This is a genomic window from Thalassotalea euphylliae (assembly GCF_003390395.1).
Taxonomy (GTDB): domain Bacteria; phylum Pseudomonadota; class Gammaproteobacteria; order Enterobacterales; family Alteromonadaceae; genus Thalassotalea_F; species Thalassotalea_F euphylliae_C.
In genome coordinates, this window is the sequence record NZ_QUOV01000001.1 from 3,977,495 (window position 1) to 3,990,080 (window position 12,586).

Consider the following 12,586-nt stretch of genomic DNA (forward strand, 5'->3'; position numbering starts at 1 on the left):
TTACTGCTTTAGGTTAATGCTTGAAGTTTAAAAGCTAGCGTTTATCGACTAAGCGTTAAGCGGCGAATTTTTACCGTACCTGGGCTATTACCAGTTGTCACATCAATATTACTCACTACTAAGCCGTGTTGTTGGGTCAAAGCGTTTAACAAACGAAGCAATTGTTCAAACGGAATTTCATCAATCCACACTTGCACGCCTTGATCGCCTTGCGGTTGCATACGAGCAATTGATATTTGATATTGGCCAGCAACGCGATTCACTAAACCCGAAAGGCTGCCACCTCGGCTTGGTTGACGAACACTTGCGGCACTGCTGCTTATTTTTGCGGTATTGGTTTTAACGTATTGATAAAGTTCTTGTGTGCGAGCGAGCTTTTTCTCTGCTTTGTCAGCACCTTGATGAATCGGCTGCCATACCCCTTGAAACAGGATAAACACCAAGAGCACACCTGCCATCGCCAAAATCAGTTGCTGCTCTCTGCTTTGTAGTTGTTGCCACCACTGTTTCATTACGACTCCTTGATACTAAAGGAACCGGTGACACGGTTACCCTGATTGTTCTGAGCGCCCTGCGTAACGGCTAGACGAGACTTTTCAAGCGCACTTTTAAACTTATCAAATGCTTGGTAGCTATTTGCCTCTGCTTGCAGTCGCAATTCATTGCGCTTGCCGTCATAACGTAATGAGCTCGTTTGCAGTTCAGGAACTGACGCAAATGCGCTTTCTAATTTGGCAAGCATTGGTAGAAAATCTCCTTCGCTGGCACTACCACTTGCCTCTGCGATTTTGCGTTTTAACTGCGATCGAATGGTCGCGATACGCACGCGTTTGGTATTCGGAAAGGCTTGCTTATAGGTTGCAATAATCTCTTGTTCCAACTGCTCAGTAGACTGATTCAATTGATACCAATGACTGCCCTTAACGCCAAGCTGCAATAACAAGGTAAAGGCTGCAAGTGAAGCCGCAACTGCCCAGTATTTAATTGCTGGTGAGCGCTTGGTTTTAACCGCAAAGTCACCTTGTAACAAGTTAATATCGCGCTGTTGTTGAGCGGCAAACAAGGCCAAAGGTAATTCTGCCGGAGCCTCTTCGCATTCTATGCTTACTGGCAATGATGGAATTGGCGAATAGTTTACAAAACTTGGCATTGGGTCTAGCTGCTGCCAATGTTGCGTCATAAACTGCCATTGGCTTTCATCTAAGCTCGCTCCTTGCCATGCGCCTTGGCGCACTACCAGTTGCCCTTGATGCGCAATAACACTCCATTTATCCGCTATAAGTGGCATAAGTAAGGTTTCTGGCATCATCACACGACAGGTAATGCCAGCGTCGCTCAATTGTGCTTGCCAACGTTGGATAAGCTGACGCTCAATAATAGCGACATGGCAGTTATGCTCGCTATCTGCTGGTGCTCGCTCGGCAAAGGCAAAAAATAGTTCGTCAACGTCTTGCGCAAGTTCGTCTTCGAGCATATACGGCACCGCTTGGCGCATTGCTTTTGCCGATTTAGCTGGCACAGTTAACGCTTTCAATAATACATCGCTGCCCGGTGCAATTGCGATAACTTGGCGTTGACGCGCTTTGTCGCTAATCGTAGCTAGTGCCTGTGCATCCGGTAATTCGCCGCTCGCAATGATTTCTTGCTGGCCAGTCGACCAGACCAACCAAGCAATAGCTTGCTCAGGTTTGCTGGCGAGACGAATGTATAATATTTCGCTCATTTAAAAACGTCCTATGGTGCGACTCACAACGCTTACCTTTTCGTTGTCAATCACTTGCAAGATTGAAGTTAAGTTAAAATAACTGCTATTGAATTCAGCACTGGCCTTTAGTGTAAAGTATTCACTATCAACAACAAACTGTTGTTTTAGTGGCTCGCTGATATTGAGCTGGGTTACTTCTGGTAAGTTGTAAAATTCGGCTAATTCGTCAAAACCTTTTTCATCACGGGCACGAATAATATTGTTTGCTTCGTCTTGGCTGATATCGAGCATTGCAGACAACAAAATCGCCTGTTCATCGGTTAAGGTATTGATATTAATTTTGTGGCTTTCATTTTGCGGTAACACACAAACATAAGGCAAAATTGCCGCGATAATCGCTGGCGTAAAGTGCTCAATCACACGTAATTCACTGACACTGGCAAGGTAATGGTTAGCAGCAAAATATGGATATTCGCGTCCAGCATAATCATTATCTTCAGCACCACCGCTGCTCACTAGGCGATCATCTTCATCGAGCCAATCGGTTAAGGCATCTGCCATGTATTCCGCTTCAAAATCACCAACCCCTTCAATATTTAATTTAACTAACAAGCGTTCTAGGGTTTGTCGCTGAGGTGATTTATTTTCGCCGTCGCCAGCATTGTCTGTACCTTCACTGCGCAGCGCGTTCAAATTCAAGCATGCATGCAAGTCATAAATCGCACCAGTTATTTGGCCATTATCAACTGGATAAGTATTTTCGCCACGCGCCCATTGCTGGCTTAAATGGGTGACGTCTTCATCTTGTTCGTTATCAAGCTGTAACACCCTTTTTGCCAAGGCTTCGGCACTCATCGCATACCAATATGCCTGCTGATTAAACTGAATATTGGCGCTACGCTGCAACTGTACTTGTAGGCGGGCACTCATTTCCGTTGCCAAGATAGCGGCGAGTGCAACAACCAACAACACAGTGATCAATGCGACACCACGGGCGTTAACTAAGGGGTTCTTGCTAGGTGGACGTTTAAGTAAGGAGCTGTTAGCCATTGGCATCCCCTCCCCCTTCTTCGTCTGCACCATTTTGTGCTTCATCACCAGCAATAATAAACTGACGGCGAATTTCACCTAAGTCTTCTGTTTGAATAATAAGTGCCATGGCTTGCGGAAGACTGTCGCCGTTAATTTCTTTTTGCCATTTTCCCGCTTGGTAAAACTCGAATTTAACATCATCAACTTGCGTGATCAGTGGCCTAACTTTCGGCTCCTTGCCAACCACAGGATCAACAAAGGTAAAGTGCAATCGGTTAAGCGTGTTGTCACTAAGTTGATAGGCCACCGACTGCAAATCACTGCGGGGTAATAATAAATTAGGGTTTGCCCAACCAGAGCGAATAAAAGCTAAGGCATTGGTTTCAGAGAAAAAGCCTTGATCGTCTAAATGAATAAAACGACTACTGGGTGCTTCGCCATTAATGCGCATAGTGCGGCGAGTCAGTTGCAGCATGTCGCGTTCAATCACAATAAACGCACGGTTAAGTTCATTAATACGCTCATTCTTAATGCGTGACTGTTCGTCGCTGCGAAATACGGTATCAAATATAGTAAAACTGGCTAGACTCACCATCGCAAAAATTGCCATGGCAATGAGCACTTCAATGAGCGTAAAACCTTGCGCTTGATAAGCCTTGTTTCGCCTATTCAATTGAACTGATAAATGCACTGAACGCGATTTCATTATTTGGCCGTCCTTGCCAAAAAGGTGGTTAGCTCAGAAAGTGGCTGTTCATCGCTGGCTTGCTGGCGCACTTCAATGGTTACTTGGCGCAAGTTAGCATCTTGAGTACGAACAACTTTCTGCTGCCAATACCAAGTGGCTCCTGCCATTTCCACTTGCCCTTTACGATTGTTGCGCGGCGGCCAAGTTTGCGTATCTAAACTGGCTGCGGTCAATTGATTAGCAGCCACCCAATTGGCCACCGTTTTCTGCTCAAGCCGAGATAAATTGTCAAAGTTACTTTGTGCTGCGCCTAAAAGCGCGACACCGGCAATAGCAAAAACCGCCATGGCAAGCATCACTTCAATCAGGGTAAAGCCACGCTTGCTTGTTGGTCGTTTTTGGGAAAACTCTGATTTATCGAAACGTCTAGCTGGCATTACCTGTCCTGCCCGTTGATTGGGCCTTCAATGGTCAGCGGCGTATGATATAGCCCTGTCACCTTGTACTCGATGTCAGAGTCGGCAAATTCATCAAGGAAATAAAACGACACACTAAATGGCGTGATATCGCCACCAGATAACATCAGCACTTGTGGCTGTGGTGGCAGGTCTTCATCTTCTTTGAAGTCATCTTGCTCTGCTAACACTAACTGCAATTCTGTTAATAACGAAGGTTCGACAGGCAGTTCATCAAGCGTGAGTGATAGCCCCATGTTTTCTGGTAATTCAACAGGTACTAGGGTTTCCGTATCGCTCAGCTCAATCCATTGCTTACCATCGAATGCCAAAAACTGATAGCTTTGTTCTTCAATATACAGGCCAAGCTCGATATTGTTGAGCATGCCATATTCGCTGGCTAACTCGAACATACCAGCAAAACGCTGGCTTTCTTTTGCTAGCTGTTTATCGCTTTGATTACCACGAAAGGTGAATTGAATTGCTGAGGCAAGAATACCCACCACGACAATCACCATCATCATTTCAATTAGCGTAAAGCCAGTTGAGTGTGATGAAGGAGTACGATTTAACATGATGATGGCAAGCTATGACTGATAAGTTGAGAGTACTAAATAAATTGAGTTTGCAAGCACTAAACTAACCTTTTAAGCCTAGTGCTTGTTGGCGCTGATGGTTATTGAAAGTCAGTTAAGTTCCAGTTACCAATATCGTCATCTGTGCCTGCTTCACCGTCAGGTCCCATTGAGAAAATATCAATTTTACCGTTTTCACCTGGATTCAATAGCTGGTACTCGTTACCCCAAGGATCACTAGGTAGACGCGTGATGTAACCTTCTTCAGGGAAGCGGCGCGGTAACGGCTCAACATCTGTCTGGGTAACTAAGGCTTCTAGGCCTTGTTCGGTTGTTGGATAGTTGTAGTTATCCATTTTGTACATTTTTAAGTTAGTTTCTAGTGACGTAATGTCGGCCACGGCTTTTTGCACGTTCGCGCGATCTTGGCTGCCAATAATGTTCGGTACGACCATAGTGGCAATAAGGCCGATAATAACGATAACCACCATGACTTCTAGAATCGTAAAACCCGCTTGTTTGCTTGTTTTTGTGGCACGAATTTGTGATTGTTTTGCTGAATGCATATCTAATTTCCTACTAACGTATTTAGCTGTAATATCGGCTGTAAAATCGCCATTACAATAAAGAGTACAACGCCTGCCATGGTGACCATTAGTGCAGGCTCAAACGCCTTGATAGAAATATTCATCAAGGCTTCAAATTCTCTGTCTTGGTTGTCAGCGGCGCGGCCAAGCATTTGCTCTAGCTCACCACTTTTTTCACCACTGGCTATCATATGAAGCATCATTGGCGGAAAAAGTTTCGTTTGCTCAAGCGAAACTCGCAAACTGGTACCTTCACGCACCATGTCAGCTGACTCTTTGATTTTTTGTTTAATATACAGATTGTCTAGCACTTCGCCGGCAATTCGCATACTTTCCAATAGCGGTACGGCGCTGGCGGTTAAAATGCTTAGCGTTCGCGCAAAGCGCGCAGTATTAAGACCGCGAGATACTTTTCCGATCATTGGCAGCGCAATTAATCGCTGATGAAAACCAAAACGAAATTTCGGCTTTTTCAACAATTGACTAAACCCTAGCATCATCAATGAGAACATCAGTAATATGGCTAAACCATAGTTACTCAGAAAATCGCTAGCACTGATCAAAAACTGTGTGGTGCCGGGTAAGCCCTGCCCCATGCGTTCGAACTGCCCGACGATTTTGGGCACCACCACGGTGAGTAAAACCGCGACTACGGCAATGGCAACAAAGGTCATAATCACCGGATAAACTAAGGCTTGAGTCATTTGCGAGCGCAATTGCTGACGCTGCTCGGTGTAATCGGCAAGGCGGTTTAGCACGTTGTCTAAATGGCCTGATTTTTCACCCGCTGCGACCATTGCGCGATAAAGATGTGAGAATACTTGCGGAAACTCTGCCATGCTCTCAGCGAGGCTATAACCTTCAGTTACCTTAGTGCGCACCGCCATGATCATACTTTTCTGGCGATTCTTCTCACTCTGCTCAGCAACCGCCATTAACGACTCTTCTAGCGGTAGGCCAGATTCGACGAGGGTTGCTAGCTGGCGAGTCAATAAGGCTAAATCGGCAGCAGATACTTTGTCTCTACGGCTTGTTTTACCTTCACTGCGATCTGATTTTTTACCTAGACTGGCATTAATCTCGATTGGCATTAAGCCTTGTTCGCGCAACAAACTGCGGGCATGGCGCGGGGTATCGCCCTCAATCACGCCTTTAACGTTTTTCCCTTTAGCATTTACGGCTAAATAATCGAATGCGGCCATAAATAAATTCCGTTAATCTTCACGCGTCACGCGCAGCACTTCTTCTAACGTGGTTATACCCGCTAACACTTTGTCGAAACCGTCGCGGCGAATACTTGGTGTGCTTTGGCGAATGTATTTTTCAATCACCTGCTCACCTTGACCGTTGTGAATAAGTTCACGCACTTTGTCATCAACAAACAACAGTTCATGAATACCAGTACGGCCTTTGTAACCTTTAAAGTTACACTCACTACAACCAACGGCGCGATAAATTGGGGTTTGTTTGTCACTGATACCCAATAAATTGCACTCTTCGTCATCTGCCAAATGAGCTTCTTTACAATGCGGGCAAAGCGTTCGTACCAGTCGCTGTGCTAACACCCCAAGTAAGCTTGAAGACAATAAGAAAGGCTCAACCCCCATATCTTCCATACGAGTAATAGCACCTGCAGCGGTATTTGTGTGCAGTGTTGATAGCACTAAGTGACCCGTTAAACTGGCTTGCACGCCAATTTGTGCGGTTTCTAAATCACGAATTTCACCAACCATCACCACATCAGGGTCTTGACGAAGAATTGCGCGTAAACCACGGGCAAAGGTCATATCAACCTTAGTGTTCACTTGGGTTTGACCAATACCTTCAATGGCATACTCAATCGGGTCTTCAACCGTTAATACATTGCGTTGATGGTTATCAATCTGGCTAAGACCTGCATACAAGGTGGTTGATTTACCGGAGCCAGTTGGACCGGTCACCAAAATAATGCCGTGCGGCTTATCAATTAGCTCGGCAAAACGCTGACGGTTTAGATCTGTCATGCCTAAGTCTTGCAGATCAAGACGGGCGGCATTTTTGTCTAATAAACGCAGTACAACGCGCTCACCATGACCCGTAGGCATAGTCGAAACACGCACATCAACGGCACGGCCAGCAATTCGCAGGGAAATACGACCATCTTGCGGAATGCGCTTCTCAGCGATATCGAGTTTCGCCATGACTTTGATACGCGACACTAACAGCGAAGCCAGTTTGCGGTTTGGCTTTAATACCTCACGCAATACGCCGTCGATACGAAAGCGAATTTGCAAAACTTGCTCAAACGTTTCAATGTGAATATCAGACGCGTTTTCTTTGATCGCTTCGCTCAGCATGGCGTTGATTAGTTTGATAATCGGCGCGTCGTCTTCGTTTTCGAGCAGGTCTTCGGTTTCGGTCATTTCATCGGCAAGCGAGTATAAATCGACTTCGTTGCCAATATCTTCCATCATCTGTTTCGCTTCAGATGAGTCGCGCTGATACGCTTCGGTTAACAGCTGCTCAAAGTCTTCAGGAGACTGAACAATCACCTCATATGGCTCAGCTAAAAAGCGGCGCACTTCCATTAACACTTCAGGCTCAGTGGTGGCAATGCAATAAAGTTGGTAACCTTGCTCAGCGCTCACCAACAAAGCGTGATGGCGTTTGGCAAAACCAAACGGCAATTGCTTAGTGCTCACAGCAAGTGCAGCCTCGTCACGCATTTCAGTACTCATGTCAGCACTCATTCCTGCACTAATCCCAGTACTTGGCTCGTCAGTTGCGTCACTAGACGATGATTCAAGCGTTTGCGACATAGCTAATTAACACCACCATCAGAGCCATTTTCAGACTCGTTTTTGTCTTGTTCACGCTGCTTCATATACTCTTCGTAGCTTGGCGGCAGTGATAATTGATCATTCCACTCAGGCAAAATAGGAAGCTTACTGCCGTCCATCAAGCTCAAGCCTTCTTCTTGCTTGCGAATTTCGTCGGCACGAATGTAGTTGTATTTCGCTTTGGTCACTTCATTCATCAAGGTACCATCACGAATAATGGTTGGGCGTAAAAATACCATCAAGTTGCGCTTGCGCACCGTGTTACTGGTTGATTTAAACAAGTGGCCTAGTACTGGAATATCGCCAAGCAGCGGTACTTTTTGTTCGCTTTCTTGCACATCTTCGTCAATCAAGCCACCTAAAATCACGGTATCGCCATTGTCTGCCATGATCGTGGTTTTAATTTCACGCTTGTTAATCGAGATATCAACGCCGGTCGCACCACTAACAGATGAAACTTCTTGCTCAATCGTTAGTTGCACACCAGAGCCTTCATTGACCTGCGGCGTAACTTTTAGCTTAATCCCAACTTCTTGGCGCTCAACCGTTTGGAATGGGTTTGAGTTGTTATTACCAGTTGTCGAGCCAGTAATAATCGGCACTTCCTGACCAACTATGAAAAAGGCTTCTTCATTATCTAATGTAGTAATACTTGGTGTTGCCAAAATATTGGAATTCGTATCAGCACTGACCGCTTGCACAATAGCGCCCCAATTATCATCAACCACACCAAACATCATACCGTTAACTGACCCTAACAGTTGCGCAAGTAAGGTGTAATCGCCATCAGTATCAGGGTTAGTCGTAGTCACTGGGTTGCCGTTGCCATCAATGGTGGTCACAGTCGTGCCATCTTCGCCACGGGCATTAATAGCCGCAGCACCAGCTGCACTAATTGGCACAGGGCCATTGGTAAACTGAGTAAAGCCGGCATTTTCGTGATACCACTGCACGCCTAAATTAACACCGTCACTTTCAAACACTTCCACGATAATCGCTTCAACCAGCACTTGCGCTCTGCGCACATCAAGTTGGCGAATGACTGCTTCAAGTGAACGCAACATATCTGGCTGTGCGGTGATCACTAAGGTGTTGGTATCTTCATGAGCATCAATGCTGACATTGCGTTTTTGGCTACGCGATTTAGTGGTTTTCGCGCTATTCTCTTCCGCTTCAATTGATTTACTAACCCCTTCAAGCACATCAACTAAGTCTTCTGCTTTGGCATATTTCAGGTAGTAAACACGGGTATTACCACTGGTTTCTAATTCACTGTCTAGGCGCGAGATTAATTTAGCAATGCGCTCACGTGCTTGCGATTCACCACTGACAATCACACTATTAGTGCGATCATCAGCGACAATTTTGGGAATAAGGAAGGTTGGCGTACCAGCTTTAGTACCTGCTTTAGGTTTATTCATCGCTTCGATAATACGAACCATTTCACCCGCAGATGCATACTTAAGTTTAATAATTTGTACGTCTTGGTCGCCTGCGCGATCAACACGTTCAATAATTTTTACTAAACGATTAACGACCGCTGCAGAGCCTGTGATCATAATCACGTTAGCAGGGTCATAATTGGTCACATTACCGCCACCTGCCTGATCGGATAGCTGACGCAATAAAGGTACAAGCTCACGTACCGTGACGTTTTTAACTTCAACAATGCGGGTAACCATTTCGTCACCGACAAATTCACCAGCGCTGCCAACGACAGGGATTGCTGAGGTTTTCGCATCTTTATTACGGATAACTTTAACAATGTTGTTATCCATTTTAACCGCCGAGAAACCATACACTTCCAACACATTGAGAAAGAATTGGTAGTACTGCTCTTCGGTTAATAAATCGTAGCTTCGTACATTAATTTTACCGCGCACATTTGGGTCAACAATCATGGTTTTTTGCAGATTGCGGCCAACAATATTAACGAACTCATCAATATTGGTGTCTTTAAAATTCGGTGAAAACTGCGCAGCAAAAGCGGTACTGCTCATTGGCGCTTGGCTAAGCGCCAATGCCATCGCTAATGGGGTCAATACACGCTTCAATTTGTTTAGCTTATATTTGTTTGACTGAGTGGCTTGTTGCCATAGTGAACGACGGTTATTTTTATTTCTTAATATCATGGTGCAATGCTAAACAGTATTTCTGTTAACTCCCCGTTGCGATCAACTAATAAAGCCAGATCACTGGTTTCTCGTAATAACTTTAATGCTTGTGCTGACTCGCTTGGAATCGATAAATCCAAGCCATTCATTTGCACGGCGACATCGCCAGATTTCAATCCAGAAGCCCGAAAAAATGCAGGATCTTTGCCAGGCATCAAGCGATAGCCTTGTATTTTTCCTTGTGCGCGCTTGGGTGATATTTTCAAATAATCACTCAACTTTCCTGGATTTGACGCAATATCCGTTTTTAATGCTTTCATCGCTTTGCTCAGCTCAGCATTATTACGCTGATCTACCGCTTGCCCGCGCTTGACTGTACTTCGATTAGGGCGACTTTTAGTTGATGACGCGCGGTTTTTATCACGATTAGATGAAGCTTTGATGACACTTGGTTTTGGCTGCTTGTTATAGTCAAAACCGTCTAGCATCAAGGTTTCGACGCGACCAGATTGCTTTAATATCACTCGGTCAGCATACACTTGATGAAGCTGAGCACGTGTATTGATTATCTTATCGCCAACACCATAAGTTTGCTGTTTGCCATTATGCTCAATAATGGCTGCCGCTTTTTTAGGGTCACTAGCTGCGACCACCCCAGACAGCGTTAAGTTCAATTTAGTTTCAGGTGCATCCTGCACTTCTGGCAATGTTTCAACCACTTGCTCTGTATTGTACTGGCCAAAAATGTTGAGAGAGATAAAACGTTCAACATTAAATCGCGTTGATGAAGACGAGCTTTGGGAAGACGGTGAGTCTTGAATAGATAATGTTGGTGTTTGCTCAATGGGCACAAGTTGCCACGTAATCTGCGCCAGCAAATAAGCGATATAAAGAAGAATAATGAGGCTTATCGCTTTTGCGATCTGCACTTGCGGTAGTTTATTGAAATACTCGCTAAATGACGCCAAGTTGTCAGGCAACTGCATGGTAAAACATATTATTTTAATTCCATATTAGCAGTGATGATACTTGAGCAAAGGCAAAGCAACAAGAGAGCCTAGGCACTTTTATTGTATATACGAGTAAATATCATTCTTATTACAGTAAAATTCGTACTTATATGTAACCTAGCGCTGATATTTTGTTATTCAAGCCCTCTACTGCATAGCTAAAAATTAGATTTTGTGGTAAATTTCAGCCAATTTTTTCGGTAAATATTTGTGTCTTTTATGGCCGCTAAACAGCAAACTTCATCGCAATCTGGTGCAACGCGATTAGACAAATGGTTGTGGGCTGCACGCTTTTATAAAACCCGTGCTATCGCTAAGCAAATGATCGACGGTGGTAAAGTTTTTTATAACGGCCAGCGTACCAAATCAGGTAAAGCGGTAGCTATTGGCGATCGCGTTAAAGTTCGCCAAGGGTTCGACGAAAAAGAAGTCATTATTGTTGAGCTCGCAGATAAGCGCCGCGATGCAACTTTTGCACAAACGCTATATCAAGAAACGGATGCGAGTATCGAAACTCGCGAGCGCAACACTCTTGCCAGAAAGCAAGGTGCTTACTTTAGCCCAGCAACAGAGACAAAACCGGATAAGAAACAACGCCGACAAATCCGTCAATTCAAAGAAAGGATATAAAAGCTCATGCCCAATCAAGATGTGTTAAATCGCTATTTATTTGACGATAAGCATGCGCGCGGTGAATTAGTGCAAATTCACCAAGCTTACCAAGACATTCTTGCCAATCACCAATACCCTGATGGAGTAAAAACATTACTGGGTGAATTGTTAGCGGCAACGTGTCTATTAACCGCCACCTTAAAGTTTGAAGGTGAAATTGCTGTGCAGTTACAAGGCAGCAGCGATGCGCCAATCAACTATATGGCAATCAATGGTAACGACCAGCAAGAAATGCGCGGCGTTGCTAAACTGCAAGCTGAAACAAATGCGACTTCGTTACAAGAGCTCATTGGCAAAGGCATTATGGTGATCACTATTCGCCCAAATAAAGGCGAACCTTACCAAGGTGTCGTGCCACTAGAGCAACCAACGCTCGCGGAATGTTTAGCGCACTATTTTGAAACTTCGGATCAAATTCCAACCACAGTATGGTTATTTACTGACTTAGCTGCGAAAAAAGCGGCTGGGAGCCTAGTGCAATTGCTGCCAGACAGTGAAGATAAAGCTAAGCAGCACGAAGATTACGAACACCTTTGTCATTTAACCAGCACGATTAAAGCAGAGGAAATCTTTAATTTACCAGCACAAGAATTACTGCACCGCCTTTACCACGAAGAGCAAGTGCGTATTTTCGAACCACAGCAAGTGACTTACCGCTGCTCATGCTCAGAAGAGAAGTGTTTAAACGCTATTACTCAACTAGGCACGAGCGAAATTAAAAGCATTATCGCAGAACAAGGTAGTGTTAGCATGACTTGTGATTATTGTTTAACCACTTATGCCTTTGATGAGCAGCAACTTTCACCTTACATAAGTGAAGTAAAACACTAGTTAATCATTAATTTAAACTCAGGGCGCTAATAAGCGCCCTTTTTTATTGCTCACGCCTTATATTTACTGCACTTATAGCGAACATAAATTTATATCAA

General features: G+C 44.6%; 13 protein-coding genes. 2 read left to right on the top strand and 11 right to left on the bottom strand.

Translation table 11 applies throughout. From position 1 onward, the window contains the following. Positions 1–41 precede the first annotated feature (41 nt). The 11 genes from gspM to gspC all read right to left on the bottom strand — a co-directional run bounded on the left by gspM (position 42) and on the right by gspC (position 10,961). Positions 42–512, bottom strand: coding sequence for a type II secretion system protein GspM (gene gspM, locus DXX92_RS17435; RefSeq protein ID WP_116001946.1), 471 nt, complete (start codon positions 510–512; stop codon positions 42–44). Further along, positions 512–1,723 (bottom strand): type II secretion system protein GspL, encoded by a 1,212-nt coding sequence (gene gspL / locus DXX92_RS17440; protein ID WP_116001947.1) that lies wholly within the window; start codon positions 1,721–1,723, stop codon positions 512–514. The genes gspM and gspL overlap by 1 nt, the downstream gene beginning before the upstream one ends. Further along, the gene (gene gspK / locus DXX92_RS17445; protein ID WP_116001948.1) at positions 1,724–2,755 is read right to left on the bottom strand and encodes a type II secretion system minor pseudopilin GspK; all 1,032 of its coding nucleotides are present in this window, start codon (positions 2,753–2,755) and stop codon (positions 1,724–1,726) included. Beyond that, positions 2,748–3,443: a type II secretion system minor pseudopilin GspJ gene (gspJ, locus tag DXX92_RS17450; RefSeq protein WP_116001949.1), complete on the bottom strand. Its 696-nt coding sequence runs from the start codon at positions 3,441–3,443 to the stop codon at positions 2,748–2,750. The genes gspK and gspJ overlap by 8 nt, the downstream gene beginning before the upstream one ends. After that, positions 3,443–3,862 (bottom strand): type II secretion system minor pseudopilin GspI, encoded by a 420-nt coding sequence (gene gspI, locus DXX92_RS17455; RefSeq protein ID WP_116001950.1) that lies wholly within the window; start codon positions 3,860–3,862, stop codon positions 3,443–3,445. Before gspI ends, gspJ begins: the two co-directional genes overlap by 1 nt. Then, entirely contained in the window at positions 3,862–4,455 is a 594-nt protein-coding gene (gspH, locus tag DXX92_RS17460; RefSeq protein ID WP_116001951.1) for a type II secretion system minor pseudopilin GspH, read from the bottom strand. Before gspH ends, gspI begins: the two co-directional genes overlap by 1 nt. 101 nt (positions 4,456–4,556) lie before the next feature. Next, a complete protein-coding gene (gspG, locus tag DXX92_RS17465; protein WP_116001952.1) occupies positions 4,557–5,021 on the bottom strand; it encodes a type II secretion system major pseudopilin GspG in 465 nt (154 codons plus the stop codon). A 2-nt stretch (positions 5,022–5,023) separates the two neighbouring features. Then, positions 5,024–6,244, bottom strand: coding sequence for a type II secretion system inner membrane protein GspF (gspF, locus tag DXX92_RS17470; protein WP_116001953.1), 1,221 nt, complete (start codon positions 6,242–6,244; stop codon positions 5,024–5,026). 12 nt (positions 6,245–6,256) lie between these two features. Then, positions 6,257–7,759, bottom strand: coding sequence for a type II secretion system ATPase GspE (gene gspE / locus DXX92_RS17475; protein WP_428977366.1), 1,503 nt, complete (start codon positions 7,757–7,759; stop codon positions 6,257–6,259). A gap of 83 nt (positions 7,760–7,842) precedes the next feature. Further along, positions 7,843–9,888: a type II secretion system secretin GspD gene (gene gspD / locus DXX92_RS17480; RefSeq protein ID WP_116002502.1), complete on the bottom strand. Its 2,046-nt coding sequence runs from the start codon at positions 9,886–9,888 to the stop codon at positions 7,843–7,845. A gap of 101 nt (positions 9,889–9,989) precedes the next feature. Then, positions 9,990–10,961 (bottom strand): type II secretion system protein GspC, encoded by a 972-nt coding sequence (gene gspC / locus DXX92_RS17485; RefSeq protein WP_116001955.1) that lies wholly within the window; start codon positions 10,959–10,961, stop codon positions 9,990–9,992. A 243-nt stretch (positions 10,962–11,204) separates the two neighbouring features. Between gspC and DXX92_RS17490 the strand changes: the two genes are divergently transcribed. Together DXX92_RS17490 and hslO are read left to right on the top strand one after the other, a co-directional pair. Continuing rightward, complete coding sequence (locus DXX92_RS17490) at positions 11,205–11,615, top strand: RNA-binding S4 domain-containing protein (RefSeq protein WP_116001956.1); 411 nt, start codon at positions 11,205–11,207, stop codon at positions 11,613–11,615. A gap of 6 nt (positions 11,616–11,621) precedes the next feature. Continuing rightward, positions 11,622–12,488, top strand: coding sequence for an Hsp33 family molecular chaperone HslO (hslO, locus tag DXX92_RS17495; protein WP_116001957.1), 867 nt, complete (start codon positions 11,622–11,624; stop codon positions 12,486–12,488). Positions 12,489–12,586: the final 98 nt, after the last annotated feature.